Annotated in this window: 8 protein-coding genes; 5 read left to right on the forward strand and 3 right to left on the reverse strand. The window is 73.7% G+C overall.

From position 1 onward, the window contains the following. Positions 1 to 115: 115 nt before the first annotated feature. Positions 116 to 1,525, reverse strand: a complete 1,410-nt coding sequence (locus ACF07V_RS19470; protein WP_392155611.1) for an amidase — start codon at positions 1,523 to 1,525, stop codon at positions 116 to 118. Between the two features lie 82 nt (positions 1,526 to 1,607). After that, the gene (locus tag ACF07V_RS19475; RefSeq protein WP_392155612.1) at positions 1,608 to 2,693 is read right to left on the reverse strand and encodes a chitinase; all 1,086 of its coding nucleotides are present in this window, start codon (positions 2,691 to 2,693) and stop codon (positions 1,608 to 1,610) included. Positions 2,694 to 2,871: 178 nt separating this feature from the next. Here ACF07V_RS19475 and ACF07V_RS19480 point away from each other — a divergent pair, with 178 nt between their 5' ends. Further along, complete coding sequence (locus ACF07V_RS19480; protein WP_392155613.1) at positions 2,872 to 3,222, forward strand: PRC-barrel domain containing protein; 351 nt, start codon at positions 2,872 to 2,874, stop codon at positions 3,220 to 3,222. A gap of 25 nt (positions 3,223 to 3,247) precedes the next feature. Here ACF07V_RS19480 and ACF07V_RS19485 read toward each other — a convergent pair whose 3' ends face one another. Further along, positions 3,248 to 4,444 carry an MFS transporter gene (locus ACF07V_RS19485; RefSeq protein ID WP_392155666.1) on the reverse strand — a complete coding sequence of 399 codons (1,197 nt, stop codon included), beginning with the start codon at positions 4,442 to 4,444 and terminating at the stop codon, positions 3,248 to 3,250. A 339-nt stretch (positions 4,445 to 4,783) separates the two neighbouring features. Between ACF07V_RS19485 and ACF07V_RS19490 the strand changes: the two genes are divergently transcribed. The 4 genes from ACF07V_RS19490 to ACF07V_RS19505 form a co-directional block, all read left to right on the forward strand. After that, positions 4,784 to 5,383 (forward strand): RNA polymerase sigma factor, encoded by a 600-nt coding sequence (locus ACF07V_RS19490; RefSeq protein WP_392155615.1) that lies wholly within the window; start codon positions 4,784 to 4,786, stop codon positions 5,381 to 5,383. A 2-nt stretch (positions 5,384 to 5,385) separates the two neighbouring features. Further along, a complete protein-coding gene (locus ACF07V_RS19495) occupies positions 5,386 to 5,754 on the forward strand; it encodes a hypothetical protein (RefSeq protein WP_392155668.1) in 369 nt (122 codons plus the stop codon). 310 nt (positions 5,755 to 6,064) lie between these two features. Then, a complete protein-coding gene (locus ACF07V_RS19500; protein WP_392155616.1) occupies positions 6,065 to 15,556 on the forward strand; it encodes a type I polyketide synthase in 9,492 nt (3,163 codons plus the stop codon). Positions 15,557 to 15,696: 140 nt separating this feature from the next. After that, on the forward strand, positions 15,697 to 17,996 hold a 2,300-nt coding region (locus ACF07V_RS19505; RefSeq protein ID WP_392155618.1), incomplete at its 3' end, for a type I polyketide synthase.

The raw sequence follows: 17,996 nt of genomic DNA on the forward strand, positions 1-17,996 counted from the left end.
GGTCGGTGGTTCCGGCCGAGGCTAGAGGACGCCCTGCCGCCGGCCCGTGCGACGCCTCGGCCGGCGGCCCGTAATTCGACCTGTTGCCCCAACCCGCCGGTGCCTCACCGCACGGTCACGCGTCCTGGATCCGCCGGAACGGCCGGTCCGCCTCCAGGGTGAACGCCACGTCCAGGAGGGTCCGTTCGCTTCCGGGGCGGCCGGAGAACATGACGCCGACGGGCAGTCCGTCGTCGGTCGCCCGGGCGCTGGGCAGCGAGATCGACGGGGTGCCGACGACGTTGTCGACGGGGGTGAACGCGACGTACTGGAGGATCCGCTCGATCAGCGTGTCGTAGGGGACCGTCGGGGCGAGGTGGCCGATCGGCGGCGCCGGATGGGCGAGGACCGGGGTGAGGAGGAGGTCGAGTCCGCGGAAGGCCGCCGCGTACGCCACCTTCGTCCGCTTCAGCCTCCGCAGCACGCCCGGCGTGCGCCGCCAGTTCTCCAGGTACGTCGCGCGCAGCCCGCGGCTGAGGGCGTCCATGCGGTGCCGGTCGAAGTCCGGTCCGAGGGTCCGGCCGGTGGCGCCCAGGAGGAACGACAGCATCCCCCAGTAGGTGAGGAAGTCCTCGGTGAAGCGGGGGTCGACGGCCATCTCGACCGGTTCCACGGTGTGGCCGAGCCCTTCGAGCCTGGTCGCCGTCTCGGTGACGGCCTCCCGGGTGGCGGCGTCGGAGGCGACGCCGTTCGGCGAGTCGAGGAGGAATCCGATGCGCAGGCGTCGTCCGGAGGGCCCTTCGACCAGGCCCACGGGCGGCAGCTTCGGGTTGCGCCAGTGGTTCTCGGCGGCGGCGAGGAAGGCGGCGCTGTCCCGTACGGAACGGCTCACGATCCCGTCGGCGACGAGGTCGAGGGGCAGCCGGCGGCTCTGGTCGTTCGGCACGACCCGGCCCCGGGTCGGCTTGAGGCCGACGAGCCCGCAGCAGGCGGCGGGGATCCGGATGGATCCGCCGCCGTCGTTGGCGTGGGCGATCGGGACCGCGCCGGCGGCGACGAGCGCCGCGCTGCCGCCCGAGGAGCCGCCGGCGGAGTGGCCGGTGTTCCAGGGATTGCGGACGGGTTCGGCGTCCTCGTACTCCGTGGTCGGGCTGAAGCCGAACTCGGGCAGCCGGGTCTTGCCGAGGACGGTGACGCCGGTGCTCAGGAACTGCCGCGTGAACGGCGCGTGCCGCCGCGCGGCCCGCGGCGTGAAGGCCGCGCTGCCGTGGCCCGTGGGCAGCCCCTGGTGATCGGTGTTGTCCTTGACGAAGGTCGGGACCCCGGCGAAGGGGCCGCCGGTGCCGGGCACCGGAGGGTCGGCCTGCACCTGGACGGCGTGGAGCCGTTCCTCGACGGCCCGCACCCGCTCGGCCGCGTCCCGTGCGGCCTCGGCGGCGCCGACCTCGCCGCGGCGGACGGCCGCGGCGAGCCCGACGGCGTCGTGCTCCCCCAGGGCGTCGTCCCGGAAGGCGTGCACCCTGGTCTTCTCGTCGTACGTCGTCACCGTTGCCTCAGCCCCCGGCCGTGTGGATGGTCGCCCACCATCATTGCCTACCGGCGGGTAACAGGCGAGGGGTCGGAGCGGGTCATCGCCCTTGGAGCGCCTTGACGTTGTCGCCGAAGGTCCACCCCTTCGAGCCGTCCCAGTTGGCCGACCAGGTCATCAGGCCCTTGAGCGCGCCGCCGTAGTGGCTCCAGGCCTGGGCCACCGACGACGGCGCCATGTACCCGCCGCCTGCGCCCGGCTGCGCCGGGAGACCGGGGACCTGCTTGTCGTACGGGACCTTGACGGTGGTGCCCTGGATCACGAGCCCCCGGTTCAGGCAGTCGGTCTGGGCGACGAACCCGGCGACGGTGCCGGCGGAGTAGGAGTCGCCGGAGCATCCGTACATGCTGCCGTTGTAGTACTGCATGTTCAGCCACCACAGGCGCCCGTTGTCCGCGTACTTCTTGACGATCGGCAGGTACGCGCCCCAGATCGACCCGTACGCCACGCTGCCGCCGATGACGTAGGCGGTCTCCGGCGCCATCGTCAGGCCGAAGCCGGCGGGCATGCGGGCGAGGACCCCGTCGATGATGCGCACGAGGTTGGCCTGCGAGGTGGAGAGGGTACCGATGCTGCCGCTGCCGACGAGGCCGGTCTCGATGTCGATGTCGATCCCGTCGAAGTTGTACGCCTTCAGGATCGGCACGACGGTCTCGACGAACCGGTCGGCGACGGCGCGGGAGCTCAGGTCGATCCCGGCGGCGGCGCCCCCGATCGACAGCAGGATCGTCGCCCCGGCGGCCTTGGCCCGGCACATCTCCGCCGGGGTGGCGACGCGGACGGTGCTGTCCATGCCGTCCTCCCACAGCACCGTCCCGTCGGAACGGATCACGGGGAACGCCGCGTTGATCACGTTGTAGCCGTGCGCCGCGAAGCGCGGGTCGTCGATGGGCGCCCAGCCGAAGGGCGGATGGACGCCGTTCGCCGAGCCGTCCCAGTTCTCCCAGTACCCCTGGAGCACCTTCCCGGCGGGCTTCGGCTTGAGGGCGCAGGTGTCCGCGGCGGCGGAGGACGGGGACCGCGCGGGCTTCGCGTCCTCGGCGGCGGCGGGGGCCGCGAGGACGGCGGCGGCGAGCAGGGCGGCGAGCCCCGCTCCGAGGACACGGGTGATCCGAGGGCCTGGCATGCGTGCTCCCTGGGGACGTGGGGGGATGGTCCTGGGCGTGGCGCGCGCTCCAGCAGACCGTAAGTTGGTCCAGACCTTTCGTCAATCACCCTCGCACCCAAGGGAGTTGTCGCGACGCGCCACGACGACGTGCGTGCGTCGGCGGCCCACGAGACCATGGAGACGGAGAGGGGTCGCCATGAGTGAGTTCGACATCTGGAACTACCGCCCGGGCGCCGGGTACCGACAGGGCGTCGATCTCGTCGGCTACAAGGTCGAGGCCACGGACGGCCCCATCGGGAAGATCGACAAGCACACCGAGGAGGTCGACTCGTCGCATCTGCTCGTCGACGTCGGAACGTGGATCTTCGGCAGGCGGGTGCTCCTCCCGGCCGGGACCATCGAGCTGATCGACACCGCCGAGGAGAAGGTCTACGTCGACCGCACGAAGGACCAGATCAAGGACGCCCCCGACTTCGACGAGGCGAAGTACGGCGAGCCCAGTTATCTGGAGGAGTTCGCCCGGTACTACGGCCAGCCGCACATGTGATCCGGCCTGATCCGGAAGACACCCCCTAAGGGCGGTCCGAGGGTCCGGGGGACGCCTCCGTCCGGCGGTCGCGCCAGGCCGGGACGAGGGCCGTGAGCATCAGGGCGGCGGTGAGGGCGAAGGCCGACGGGTAGCCGGTCCGGGCCGCGAGGAACCCGAAGCCGACGGCCCCGAGGCCCATGCCCGCGTCGAAGGCGAAGTTCCACAGGGCGCTCACGGTTCCGTAGCCGGAGGCGGGGACCCGCGCGTACATCAGCGTCAGGGTGGCGTTCTGGGTGATGCCGAAGCCGATCCCGAACAGCGTGACGCCGATGACGACGGCGACCGGGCTGTGGGTCAGGGCGGTGAGCAGCGTTCCCCCGGCCGCCAGGGCGAGACCGGGCACGACGAGTACGGCGGGGCCGTGCCGGTCGCCGTGCCGGCCGGCCACCCAGCGGGCCGCGGTCGCCGCGGCGGACTGGGCGAACAGGGCCGTGGCGACGACACCCGCGGAGGCCGAGGGGACGGCCAGCGGGAGGAAGGTGACCAGGATTCCGGCGGCGAGGGCGGTCGCCGCGAAGACCAGAGCGGGCCGGGACAGCGCGGCCGTCCGTATCCCCGCCGTCACCCCGAGCACCCGCTCCGAGGTCGGATCGCGGTCCGGCAGTCCCGGCACCGAGACGACGGCGGCCAGCGCGGCCACGGCTCCGGCGGCGAAGACCGGCCCGTACCCCACGTGCGCCGCCAGCCACACGCCCAGCGGCAGTGCCACCAGGGACGGGACACCGGACACGATGCCGACGAGCGCCAGCCCCTCCCCCCGGCGCGCGGCCGGGACGAGCGCGGCCGTCAGGGCGCCGCCCGCGACGACGGTGAAGGCGAATCCGATACCGCGCAGGACACAGACCGCCGTGATCCACGCCGGGCTCCCGGAGGCGGAGAGCGCGAACGCCGGCGCGCCGAGGAGGACGAGTCCCGCCCCCAGCACGAGGCGGTAGCCGAAGCGGGCGACGAGCCGGGGGGTGGCCAGCTCGCCACCGACCGTGGCGAGCATCAGGGCGCCCGTGGTGAGCCCGGCGGCATCGCCGTGGCCCCCGCCGGCCTCCTCGGCGTAGAGGGGGACGACCGACAGGAGCAGATAGAAGCTCGTCGAGGCACCGATGATCGAGACGAAGCGCAGCAGCAGGGGCCGCGTCACCAGGGGCGGCCGCGAACCGGCGCCCTCCGCTTGGGAGTTGAGCATCTTGGTCACACGGCGACGCTACGGGCGTGGGCAGCCCGCCGGTAGGTCCGATCCCCTGCCCGTGGACCGGTCCGGCCGGTCCCCCCGGGCCGCCTCGGACCGGTTCGAAAAAAAACTTCGGCGAGACGCGAATCCTCTCGGGACCTCCCCGTCTCTTATGTGTGTACCGGTCGAACGGACCGGACCGAATCGGGAGGAAACAGCAATTATGGTCACTGCACTCATCGTGGTCGGCGTGGTGCTCGTGGGTGCGTGCAGCTGGCACCTGATGCGGCGCTTCAACAAGAGCCGAAGCTGACCAGCGCCTGCGCGCGGGGCGCCTTCCGGTATGAGTAGCGCATGAATCAACGCTTCCCCTGGCCCGACGAGCGGCTGATCAAGGCCGCTCAGGACGGCGACGTCACGTCGCTCACCACCGTCGTCATGGAATCGCAGCCCCATGTGCGCAAGTTCGCCATATCGCTGTGCGCCTCGCCGCAGGACGCGGAGGACGCGGCACAAGAGGCTCTGATCATCCTGTACCGGAAGATCGGCACCTTGCGGGCCACCGGCGCGCTCGCCTCCTGGATGTTCCGGATCGTGCGCAACGAGTGTCTCCGGCAGGTACGGCTGCTCGTCGCACGACGTGACGAAGTACCGGCCGAACCGGAGGGAAGTGCGGAACCGTCCGCCGAGGAGGCGGTGCTGTACCGGTTGGAGGTGGAGCGGATCGCGGCCGCGGTCAGCGCCCTTCCCCGTGACCAGCGGCAGGTCCTGATCATGCGGGACGTCCAGGGCCTGCCCGGCAAGACCGTCGCTCACACGCTGGGCCTGAGCACCGCGGCGATGAAGTCGCGGCTGCACAGGGCGCGCGCGACGCTGCGTCACGCGCTGGAAGCGACCGACCAGGCACCAGATCAGGCCATCGACCGACCAGTCGAAGGAGATTCACGACCATGACCATGACCACTCTGAACATCGTGAAGCCCCCCGAGGGCGTGCAGGCACCGGTGATCGCACCGTCCGCGAACCAGGTCGCGACGCCGTCCGCACCGCCCGCGGCGCCGAACTTCGCGAGCAAGTCCGTCCCGCGCCACCTGGCGCGCGGCGTGATCGGCTTCGGGCTGATCATCGGCTCCCTCGCCCTGCTGCCGGTGGCCGGCCCGGCCGTCCTCCTCGCGGCCCCGCTGTCGCTGGTCGCCTTCAAGGGCTGCCCCACCTGCTGGATGGTCGGCCTGGCGCAGACCATCTCCCGGGGTCGTCTGGAGCGCCAGTGCGTGGACGGCGTCTGCACCCTCACCAAGGCGCACCCGGCGGCGAAGCACGGCTGAGTTCCCCGGGCTCCCGACCTCCCGCCCCGGCCTGACTTCCACCCTCCCGCAAAGCGTCCGGGAAGGTGGGGTCACCGGGTCGGGAGGTTTCGGCTGCGCCCTTTTACCGGCGTGAGACGGCTGTCTCGTCGAGCCTGCGCAAGAACCCCCCGGACTTTCCGTCACATTCGTTTTGCATACCAACTCGCCGCCCTGGCCATTGGTTTACGGAGCGCCGCCTCGGTGCTAGGGTCCAAAACGAGTTTGAGACTGGCAGGGCCGCCGAGTCGGCATCGCCATTGATCGTGCTTCACGGGGGGAGCAGAACACTATGATCCGCCATGCCCAGATTGGGGCGGCAGATGACCGTACAGTCGCTGTCGTCGGTCTTTCCTGCCGTTTTCCCGGGGGTGCGAGTCCTGCCGAATTCTGGGATCTCCTGAGGAACGGCCGCGACGCCATTGCGGAGCCGCCCGCGGATCGTGCGCACCTCGGCGTCCGGGAGGACGGTTCGCCGCGCCCCGGTGGTTTTCTGCCCCGTGTCGACACCTTCGATGCCGAGTTCTTCGGGATATCCCCGCGCGAAGCCGCCGCGATGGACCCGCAGCAGCGGCTCGCGCTCGAGCTCGCCTGGGAGGCGCTCGAGGACGCCGGCATCGTCCCGGCCACCCTCGCCGGCACCGCCACCGGCGTCTTCGTCGGCGCGATCGCCGACGACTACACGGCCCTCACCCACGCGGCCGGCCCCGAGGCCACCTCCGCGCACACGGTGACGGGCCTGCACCGGGGCATCATCGCGAACCGGGTCTCCTACGCCCTCGGGCTCCAGGGCCCCAGCATGGTGGTCGACAGCGCGCAGTCGTCTTCGCTGGTCGCGGTGCATCTGGCCTGCGAGAGCCTGCGTCGCGGCGAGTCCGTGACGGCGCTCGCCGGCGGCGTCAACCTCAACCTCGCGCCGGAGAGCACCGAGGCCCTCGCGGCCTTCGGCAGCCTCTCGCCCGACGGGCGATGTTACTCGTTGGACGCCCGGGCGAACGGGTACGTGCGAGGTGAGGGCGGCGGCGTGGTCGCGCTGAAACTCCTCAGTCGGGCCATCGCCGACGGGGACCGCATCCACTGTCTGCTGCACGGTGGAGCCGTCGGCAACGACGGGGCGAGCGAGACGCTTCCCACGCCTGACGGAAAAGCTCAGGAACACGTCATACGTAACGCCTGGGAAAACTCCGGTATACCTCTTGGACATGCGCAGTACATAGAAATACACGGGTCGGGCACCCGGGTCGGCGATCCCATCGAAGCCTCTGCTCTGGGCGCCGTATTCTCCTCCTCCCGCACCCCTGATAATCCGCTCCGTCTCGGCTCGGTCAAGACGAACATCGGCCACCTCGAAGGGGCCGCGGGCATAGCGGGGCTCGTCAAGACGATTCTCTGCATCAAAGAGCGGGAAATCGTTCCAACGCTCAACTATCAAACCCCGAATCCGCAGATCCCGTTCGAGGATCTACGGCTCGCCGCCGCCACCGGAACCGGGCCGTGGCCGAATCCCGAGGGTCCGCTCTTCGCGGGTGTGACATCGGTCGGAATGGGCGGTACGAACTGCCATCTGGTCCTCGGCGAATGGCGAGGCGAAACCGCCCCGACCGCCCCGACCGCCCCGACCGCCCCGACCGCCCCGACCGCCCCGACCGCCGGGAACGAACCGGACCCGGCCCACCACTCCGCCCCGGCCGATTCCGCCCCGGCCGATCCCCTCGCATGGGTGCTGTCCGGACGCGGCGACAAGGCGCTCCGGGCCCAGGCCGCCCGCCTCCGCGAACACCTCGCCGCCCACCCGGAGTCCGACGTCGCCGAGGTCGCCCGCGCCCTCGCCCACGACCGCACCGCCTTCACCCACCGCGCCGTCCTGACCGGCACCGGCCGCGACGAGCTCCTCAACGCCCTGGACGCGGTCGCCGACGCCCGGGTCACCCCGGCGGCGGTCGAGGGCAGCAGCCACCGGGCCGTCCGCGAGGCCGTGTTCGTCTTCCCGGGACAGGGCTCCCAGTGGGCCGGCATGGCCGCCGAACTCCTCGACAGCTCCCCCGTGTTCGCCCGGGTCGTCGAGGACTGCGAGCGCGCGCTCCGCCCGTACCGCGACTGGTCGCTGACCGATGTGCTGCGTGGGCGACCCGAGGCGCCCGGTCTGGACCGCGACGACGTCGTGCAGCCCGCCCTGTGGGCCGTGATGGTCGGACTCGCCGCCCTGTGGCGGGCGGCCGGCGTCGAACCGGCAGCGGTCGTCGGCCACTCCCAGGGCGAGATCGCCGCCGCCACCGTCAGCGGCGCCTTATCCCTCGACGACGCCGCCCGGCTCATCGCCGTACGCAGCACCGCTCTCGGCGCGCTCGCCGGGCGCGGCGGCGGCATGATGACGGTGTCGCTGCCCGCAGACCGGGTCCGCGAGGACCTGGCCGGATTCCCGCGCCTGAGCGTGGCCGCCGTCAACTCGCCGGCCATGACCGTGGTGGCCGGCGACGGGGACGCCCTGGACGCCCTGGCCGCGCACTACGGCGAGGACGTGCGCACCCGGCGCGTCCCGGTCGCCTACGCCTCGCACGGCCCGCACGTCGACGCCGTACGCGACACGCTGCCCGCCGAACTCGCCGGCATCGCACCGCGCGCCGGGACCGTACCGCTGCACTCCACCGTGACCTGCACGGTCCTCGACGGCTCCGAGCTGGACGTCGGCTACTGGTACCGCAACCTGCGCGAGCCCGTCGGCTTCGAGCCCGCCGTGCGGGCACTGCTCGACGCGGGACACGAGCTGTTCATCGAGATGAGCCCGCACCCGGTCCTGGCGCTCGCCGTCCAGCAGACCGCGGAGGCCGCCGAGCTGCCGGTCGCCGCGCTCGGCACCCTGCGCCGCGGCGAGGGCGGACGCCGACGCCTGCTGCTCGCGTTCGGCGAGGCGTTCTGCCACGGCGCGGAGGTCGACTGGTCCACCGTCCTGCCCGCCGGCACCGGCCGCGCCGAGCTGCCGACGTACGCCTTCCAGCGCCGCCGCCACTGGATCTCCGGACGGCCCCACGCCGCCCGGCCCCTGACGCCCGCCGCCACGCCGACGGGGCGGACCGCGCCGCTCCACGAGGACACCGCCGAGGCCCCCGAGACCGAGCCGAAGGTCTCCCTGACCGGCCCGGCCGCCCTGGAGCTCGTTCGCGCGCACACCGCCGCCGTCCTCGGGTACGACTCCGTCGCCGAGGTCGAGCCCCGGCGGACCTTCAAGGAGCTGGGCATCGACTCGGCGATGGTCGTCGAGCTGCGCAACCGGCTCGTCAACGCCACCGGGCGCAAGCTCCCCACGACCGTCGTGTACGACCACCCCAGCCCCGCCCGGCTGGCCGCGCTGCTCGCCGACGCGCCGCACGAGGCCGTCACGGGGCCCGAGGCCCGTACCGACGAGGACGATCCCGTCGTGATCGTCGGCATCGGCTGCCGGTTCCCGGGCGGGGTGGACTCCCCCGAGGCGCTCTGGCGGGTCGTCGCCGAGCAGCGCGACGTCATCTCGGGTTTCCCCGCCGACCGCGGCTGGGACCTCGACGGCCTCTACCACCCGGACCCCGCCCACGTGGGCACCACGTACGTCCGCAACGGCGGATTCCTCGAAGGCGCCGCGGAGTTCGACGCCGAACTGTTCGGGATCTCGCCGCGTGAGGCGCTCGCGATGGACCCGCAGCAGCGCGCGTACCTGGAGGTGTGCTGGGAGGCCCTGGAGCGGGCCGGAATCGCCCCGGACTCCCTGCGCGGCACCCCGACGGGCGTGTTCGCCGGTGTGATGGCCCAGGAGTACGGTCCGCGGCTCGGCGAGGCGGGTGCGGGTGCCGCCGGGTTCGGTCTGACGGGGACCACGCCGAGCGTCACCTCGGGCCGCGTCGCCTACACGCTCGGTCTGCAGGGCCCGGCCCTGACGGTCGACACCGCGTGCTCGTCGTCGCTGGTCGCCCTGCACCTCGCGGTGCGCGCCATCCGGTCGGGCGAGTGCTCGCTCGCCCTCGCCGGCGGTGTGACGGTCATGTCGACGCCCGGCATCTTCGTGGAGTTCTCGCGGCAGCGGGGCCTCGCGGCCGACGGCCGGTGCAAGTCCTTCTCCGCGGACGCCGACGGCACCGCGTGGGCCGAGGGCGTCGGTGTCCTGGTCGTGGAGCGGCTCTCGGACGCCCGGCGCCTCGGCCACACCGTCCTCGCCGTGGTGGCGGGCACCGCCGTCAACCAGGACGGCGCCTCCAACGGCCTCACCGCCCCCAGCGGCCCCGCGCAGGAGCGCGTCATCCGGGCCGCCGTGCAGGACGCCGGTGTCACCTTCGCCGATGTCGACGCGGTCGAGGCCCACGGCACGGGCACCGTCCTCGGCGACCCCATCGAGGCCCAGGCCCTCCTCGCCACCTACGGCAGCGAGCGCGACGGCGTGCCGCTCATGCTCGGCTCGCTCAAGTCCAACCTCGGCCACGCGCAGGCCGCCGCCGGTGTCGGCGGCATCATCAAGATGGTCATGGCCCTGCGCCACGGCGAACTCCCCGCCACCCTCAACGTCGGAACGCCGAGCAAGCTCGTCGACTGGGAGAGCGGCGGCGTCGACCTCCTCACCGAGCCCCGCCCCTGGCCCGCCACCGACGGCAGGACCCGGCGCGCCGGCGTCTCCTCCTACGGCATCAGCGGCACCAACGCCCACGTGGTCCTCGCCGAGGCCCCCGCCGGGAACCACACGCCGGCGTCGGGCGCCGGGGACGACGGCACCCACCCGCTGTGGGTGCTGTCCGGGCGGACCGAACCGGCGCTGCGCGCCCAGGCCACCGCGCTCGTCGACGCGCTGCACACCCTCGACGAGGGGTCCACCACCGGCCTCGGGCGCGCCCTCGCCACCACCCGTACCGCTCTCGACCACCGCGCGGCCGTCGCCGCCGAGGACCGTACGGAGGCCGTCGCGGCCCTGACCGCGCTCGGCCGCGGTGAGCCGCACTCCGCCCTGGCCCTCGGCACGGCACGTGCCGACGACGGCCTCGCCTACCTCTTCACCGGACAGGGCAGCCAGCGCGTCGGCATGGGACGCGAGCTGTACGAGGCCGAGCCGGTCTTCGCCGCCGCCCTCGACGCGGTCTGCGCCGAACTCGACGCCTGCCGCGCCTCCGTGCCCGGGACTCCGCCGGTGCGCGAGGTGATGTTCCACGACGCCGAGGCGCTCGACCGGACCGAGAACACGCAGTGTGCCCTCTTCGCCCTGCAGGTCGCGCTGTACCGGCTCCTGGAGCACCGGGGCCTCGCGCCCGACGCCGTACTCGGCCACTCCATCGGCGAGTTCGCCGCCGCGCACGTCGCCGGGATCCTCACGCTGTCCGACGCCTGCACCCTGGTCGCCGCGCGCGGCCGGCTCATGCAGGCGCTGCCGTCCGGCGGGGCGATGACGGCCGTCCAGGCCTCGCAGGACGAGGTCACCGCGCTGATCGCGGGCCGCGAACACGAGGTGAGCATCGCCGCCGTCAACGGCCCCCTGGCCGTCGTCGTCTCCGGCGACGTCGAGGCCGTCGAGGAGGTCGCCGCCACGTTCGCCGCCCTCGGCCGCAAGACGCGCCGGCTCGTCGTCAGCCACGCCTTCCACTCCCACCGCATGGACGGGATGCTCGACGCGTTCGCCGCCGTCACCGCGCAGGTCGGCTACGCGGAGCCGCGCGTCCCGATGGTGTCCACCGTCACCGGTGAGCCCGTCGAGGTCACCGCCGACTACTGGGTGCGGCAGGTGCGCCGGGAGGTCCGGATGTCCGACGGCCTCGCCGCACTGCACGGGCTCGGCATGCGGACCTTCCTCGAACTCGGCCCGGACGGTGTCCTCTCGGCACTGGGCCAGGACTGTCTGGACGACGACGCCCTCGCCTTCGTCCCGGTGCTGCGCCGCGGCCGGTCCGAGCGCCGCACCCTGGCCTCCGCGCTCGGCTCCCTGCACGTCCGGGGCCGCAGCCCCGACTGGCTGGCCGTGTTCGGCGCGGGGCGGACGCCCGCCCTGCCCACGTACGCCTTCCAGCGCGAGCGCTACTGGCTGACCGCGCAGGGCGCCCAGGGGCCCGCCGGGCACCCGCTGCTCGGCCCCGCCGTCGAGCTCGCCGAATCCGGGCAGGCCGTCCTGACCGCCCGGCTCGGCCGCCGCACCCACCCCTGGCTCGCCGACCACGCCGTCCTCGGCTCGGTCCTGCTGCCCGGCACCGCCTTCCTCGAACTCGCCGCCCGCGCGGGCGCGCAGACCGGGACGCCGCGGGTCGCCGAACTCACCCTCGTCGCCCCTCTGGTGATCCCCGAGGACGGGCGCACCGAGGTGCAGGTCGTCGTGGCCGCGCCGGGCGAGGACGGTCTGCGCGCCCTGACCGTGCACGCCCGCGCCGAGACGCCGGACGGCGCGGTCGAGCCGTGGACCCTGCACGCCACCGGCGCGCTCGCCCCGCACGACGGAGCCGCCGTGCCCGCCGCGGCCCGGCCCGCCGGCGAGGGCGAAGCCCTGCCCGTCGACGGCTGCTACGAGGAACTGGCGGCCTCGGGCTACGCCTACGGCCCGGTCTTCCAGGGCCTGCGCGCAGCGTGGCGGCACGGCAGCGACCTGCTCGCCGAGGTCGCCCTGCCGCCCTACGTCACCGACGCCGCCTCGTACGGGCTGCACCCGGCGCTGCTCGACGCTGCCCTGCACCCGATCGTCATCACCGCGCTCGAGGACGGCGGCCGCCGACTGCTGCCCTTCTCCTGGCGCGGCGTGACCGTCCACCAGCCGGGTGCCCGTTCCGTACGGGCACTGATCACCGCCACCGGGCCGGACGCGGTGTCGCTGACCCTGCTCGACGAGTCCCACGCGGTCGTCGCCGAGGTCGAGGAACTCGTCCTGCGCCCGGTCAGCGAGGAGGCGGCCGTCCCCCGGTCCCTCCATCGCCTGGACTGGAAGCCGGTCACGGCGGACGGGGAGTCCTCCCCGCGCGCCGTCTCGCTCGGCTCCGCCGACCTGGGCGTCGGCCCTCGGTACGCCGACCTCGCGGCCCTGGGCGAGGCCGTCGAGGCGGGACTGCTCGCCCCCGCGGTGGTCCTCGCTCCGCTCGCGGACCTGGGAGAGCCCGCCGACGGTTCGACGTCCGCCACCGGGCCCGTCGTGCACCGCGCCCTCGCGCTGCTCCAGGCGTGGCTGGCCGACGACCGGTTCGCCGACTCCCGTCTGGTGCTCGTCACCCGGGCGGCCGTGGCCACGGCGCCGGGCGCCGACGCGGACCCCGACATCGCGGCCGTATGGGGTCTGGCGCGCTCGGCACAGACCGAGAACCCCGGGCGGGTCGGACTCCTCGACGTGGAGACCCCGGAGGACTGCCGTACCGCGCTGCCGCTGATCGGATCCGAGCCGCAACTCGCCGTACGCGAAGGCGTCCTGCTCGTGCCCCGGCTCGCCCCGGCTACGACCGGTGGCGCCCTGGTGCCCCCGGCCGGCACGGCCGCGTGGCGGATGGTGGTGCGCGAGCGCGGGACCCTGGACCACCTGGCCCTCGAACCCTTCCCCGAGGCCCTGGCCCCGCTGGGCGAGGGCGAGGTCCGCATCGCGATGCGCGCCGCGGGCGTCAACTTCCGTGACGTCCTCGGCACACTGGGGCTCTACCCGGGTGATCCCGGTCCGCTCGGCCTCGAAGGCGCCGGTGTGGTCACCGAGGTCGGGCCCGGCGTCACGGGCCTCGCCGTCGGCGACCGCGTCATGGGCCTGTTCTCCGGGGCGTTCGGGCCGACGGCCGTCACCGACCACCGGCGGGTCGCCGTCATGCCCGCCCACTGGACGTTCGCCGAGGCGGCGTCCGCGCCCATCGTGTTCCTGACCGCCTACCACGCCCTGGTCGACCTCGCCGGCCTGAGCGAGGGCGAGCGGGTCCTGATCCACGCGGCGGCGGGCGGCGTCGGCATGGCCGCCGTCCAGCTCGCCCGGCACCTGGGCGCGGAGGTGTACGGCACGGCGGGCCCCGGCAAGTGGGACGCCCTGCGGAACCTGGGCCTGGACGACGCGCACCTGGCGTCCTCCCGCACCCTGGACTTCGAGGCGGCGTTCGGCGCGGCCACCGGGGGCCGCGGCATGGACGTCGTACTGAACTCGCTCGCCGGCGACTTCGTGGACGCGTCCCTGAGGCTGCTACCGCACGGCGGTCGCTTCGTGGAGATGGGCAAGACCGACCTGCGCGACCCGGTCCTTGTCGCGGCCGACCACCCCGAGGTGGACTACCGCTTCTTCGACCTGCTCCAGGAGCCGACCGAGCGGATCGCCGAACTGCTCACGGCCGTCCTGCGCCTGCTGTCCTCGGGGGCTCTGACCCCGCTGCCGGTGAGCACCTGGGACGTCCGCCGGGCACCGGAGGCCTTCCGGTACGTCAGCCAGGCGCGCCACATCGGCAAGGTCGTCCTCACCCTGCCCCCGGCCCTCGACCCGGAGGGCACGGTCCTGGTCACCGGCGCCACCGGCGCCCTCGGCGGACTGGTCGCCCGGCACCTGGTCACCGAGCACGGCGCTCGCCGCCTGCTGCTGGTCAGCCGTCGTGGCGCCGACGCGCCCGGCGCCCGGGAACTCGCCGCCGAACTCGGCGCGTCGGGTGCGGAGGTGGTCCTCGCGGCCTGTGACACCGCCGACCGTGACGCGCTCGCGAAGCTGCTGACCGGCGTTCGGCTCACCGCCGTCGTCCACGCGGCCGGAGTGCTCGACGACGGCGTGATCACCGCGCTCACTCCCGAGCGCCTCGACACCGTGCTCGCCGCCAAGGCCACCGCGGCCCGGCACCTGCACGAGCTGACCACCGACCAGGACCTCGCGGCCTTCGTCCTCTTCTCCTCCGTCATGGGCGTCATCGGCGGCGCCGGCCAGGGCAACTACGCCGCGGCCAACGCCTCCCTGGACGCCCTGGCCCAGCACCGCAGGGCGCAGGGGCTCCCCGCGGTCTCCCTCGCCTGGGGCATGTGGGCGGACACGGCGGGACGGCCGGGGGCCGCCGGAATGGCGGGCACCCTGTCCGAAGCCGACCGGGTACGCATCGCCCGCACCGGCCTCGCGCCCATCGACCGGGCGGAGGGCCTGGCCCTGCTCGACGCGGCCCTGCGCGTGGACTCCCCCGCGCTGGTGCCCGCCCCCATCGACCGTGCCGCGCTCGGCGCCCTCGGCGCCCAACTGCCCGCCGTCCTGCGGGACCTGGCACCGGCCGCCCCTCGGCCGGCCCAGGGGCCGACGACCGCGGCCGCGCCCCGGACGACCGAGACCCTGCGCGACCGGCTCGCCGCGCTGAGCACGGCCGAGCGGGAGGAACTGCTCCTCGATCTCGTCCGGGTGCAGACCGCCGCCGTACTCGGCCGGTCCTCCGCGTCCGGGATCCCCGCCGACCGGCCCTTCAAGGACATGGGCTGCGACTCGCTCACCCTGGTGGAACTGCGCAACCGGCTGCAGACCGCCGCCGGTCTGCGGCTGCCGGCCACGTTCCTCTTCAACTGTCCGACCCCGCTCGCGGTCGTGGGCCATCTGCACGGCGAACTGGCCCCGGCCGAAGCGGAATCCGCCACCGACTCCGCCGACTCCTCGTCCGCGCCCGGCCTGGTCGAACTCGACCGGCTGGAAGCGGCACTCGTCGGGCTGCCGGACGACACCCAGGACGACGTGCGCGCCGAGATCGTCCAGCGGCTCCAGGCCCTCGCGGCCCGGGTACCGGCTCAGCGCGCCCCGGCCGAGGACGATCTCGATCTGTCCGCCCGGGTCCAGTCGGCCTCGGTCGACGAACTCCTCGCGTTCATCGACTCCGAACTCTGATCCCACGTCCGCGACGCCGGACCCTCACCCCGCTCGTCCTGTTCGCCGCGCGTGGCGTGCCCCCGGGCACGCCGCCCGGTCAGCCATGCCCGAAATTCGCGCACGCACGGCTCCACAACGCCTACGGGGGCACCCACACCATGACAACAACGGACAACGACAAACTCGTCGAATACCTCAAGCGCCTCACCGTCGACCTCCACCAGTCCCGTCAGCGGGTCCGTGAACTGGAGGCGGGAAACAGCGACCCGATCGCGATCGTCGGCATGGGCTGCCGCTTCCCGGGCGGCGTGGACTCGCCCGAGGCGCTGTGGCGCGTCGTCGCCGAGCAGCGCGACGTCATCTCGGGCCTGCCGACCGACCGGGGCTGGGACCTCGACGGCCTCTACCACCCCGACCCGGACCACTCCGGGACGTCGTACGTACGCAACGGCGGTTTCCTGCACGGCGCCTCCGAGTTCGACCCCGCCTTCTTCGGGATCTCGCCGCGCGAGGCCCTGTCGATGGACCCGCAGCAGCGGCTGCTCCTCGAAGTGTCGTGGGAGGCCCTGGAGCGGGCCGGCATCACGCCCGGTGCGCTGCACGGCACGTCGACGGGCGTGTTCCTCGGAGCCATCGCCCAGGAGTACGGGCCGCGGCTCGGCGAGGCGAGCGCGGCCGCCACCGGATTCGGGCTGACGGGAACGACGTCGAGCGTGGCCTCGGGCCGCGTCGCCTACACCCTGGGTCTGCAGGGCCCGGCCCTGACGGTGGACACCGCGTGCTCGTCGTCGCTGGTCGCGCTGCACCTGGCGGTCAACGCCCTGCGCTCCGGCGAGTGCTCGCTGGCGCTCGCCGGCGGTGTGACGGTCATGTCGACACCGGGCATCTTCGTCGAGTTCTCGCGCCAGAAGGGGCTCGCCCCCGACGGCCGGTGCAAGTCGTTCTCGGCGGACGCGGACGGCACGGCCTGGGCCGAGGGCGTCGGTGTCCTGGTCGTGGAGCGGCTGTCGGACGCCCGGCGCCTGGGCCACAAGGTCCTTGCCGTGGTGGCCGGTTCGGCCGTGAACCAGGACGGCGCCTCCAACGGCCTCACCGCGCCGAGCGGTCCGGCGCAGGAGCGGGTGATCCGGGCTGCCGTGCAGGACGCCGGTGTCACCTTCGCCGGTGTCGACGCCGTCGAGGCGCACGGTACGGGCACGGTGCTCGGCGACCCGATCGAGGCGCAGGCCCTCCTCGCGACCTACGGCAGCGAGCGCGACGGCCGGCCCCTGATGCTGGGCTCCCTCAAGTCCAACCTCGGCCACTCCCAGGCGGCCGCGGGTGTCGGCGGCGTCATCAAGATGGTCATGGCGCTGCGCAACGCCGAACTCCCCGCCTCCCTCAACGTCGGCAGGCCGAGCGAGCTGGTCGACTGGGTCAACGGCGGCGTCGAGGTGCTCACCGAGCCGCACCCCTGGCCCGTCGAGGAGGGCAAGGTCCGGCGTGCCGGTGTCTCCTCCTTCGGCATCAGCGGCACCAACGCCCACGTCATCCTCGCGGAAGCCCCCACCGAGCAGCCCGCCGACGACGCCGCGCCGGACGGCTCTCCGGACGGCTCGGGACTGCCGTGGGTGGTCTCGGCGCGCACGGCGGACGCCCTGGCCGAGACGGCCGGGCGGTTGGCCGCGTACGTACGGGAGCGGGCCGGGCTCAGCCCCGCCGACGTGGCGCTCTCCCTCGCCACCGGACGCTCCGCCTTCGAGGCGCGGGCCGTGGTCCCCGGCACCGACGGGCGCGACGGGCTGCTGGCCGGTCTGGACGCCCTGGCCTCCCGGCAGGTCGACGGCGAGAACGGCGTGTCCCCCTCCCGCGCCGTGTTCGTGTTCCCGGGGCAGGGTTCGCAGTGGGTCGGCATGGCCACCGCCCTCCTCGACTCCTCTCCGGAGTTCGCCCGCGTGATCGACGCGTGCGAGACCGCCCTCGCACCGTTCGTGGACTGGTCGCTCACCGCGGTCCTGCGCGGCGAGGACGGCGCCCCCGGCTTCGACCGGGTCGACGTGGTCCAGCCCGCGTCCTGGGCCATGATGGTCGGCCTCGCCGCCCTGTGGCGCGCCGGTGGCGTGAACCCGGTCGCCGTGGTCGGGCACTCGCAGGGCGAGATCGCCGCCGCGGTCGTCGCGGGCGGCCTGTCCCTGAAGGACGGCGCCCGCGTGGTCGCCCTGCGGTCCAAGGCCCTGCGCGTCCTGTCCGGCGGCGGCGGCATGGTCTCCCTGAAGGTCCCCGAGGCCCGGGCCGAGGAACTGCTCGCCCCGTGGGACGGCCGCATCTCGGTCGCGGCGGCCAACGGCCCGTCCTCGACGGTGGTCGCCGGGCAGCCCGAGGCCCTGGACGAGCTCCTCGCCCAGTGCGAGGCCTCCGGAGTCTGGGCACGCCGCATCCCCGTGGACTACGCCTCCCACTCCGCCCACGTCGACGAGAT

The organism is Streptomyces sp. NPDC015661, assembly GCF_043077765.1.
Lineage (GTDB): Bacteria > Actinomycetota > Actinomycetes > Streptomycetales > Streptomycetaceae > Streptomyces.

Coding starts and splice junctions, on each gene's coding strand:
- ACF07V_RS19495 (WP_392155668.1), top strand. CDS start 5,386: ATGACCACTCTGAACATCGTGAAGCCCCCCGAGGGCGTGCAGGCACCG.
- ACF07V_RS19500 (WP_392155616.1), top strand. CDS start 6,065: ATGATCCGCCATGCCCAGATTGGGGCGGCAGATGACCGTACAGTCGCT.
- ACF07V_RS19475 (WP_392155612.1), bottom strand. CDS start 2,693: ATGCCAGGCCCTCGGATCACCCGTGTCCTCGGAGCGGGGCTCGCCGCC.
- ACF07V_RS19485 (WP_392155666.1), bottom strand. CDS start 4,444: ATGCTCAACTCCCAAGCGGAGGGCGCCGGTTCGCGGCCGCCCCTGGTG.
- ACF07V_RS19490 (WP_392155615.1), top strand. CDS start 4,784: ATGAATCAACGCTTCCCCTGGCCCGACGAGCGGCTGATCAAGGCCGCT.
- ACF07V_RS19480 (WP_392155613.1), top strand. CDS start 2,872: ATGAGTGAGTTCGACATCTGGAACTACCGCCCGGGCGCCGGGTACCGA.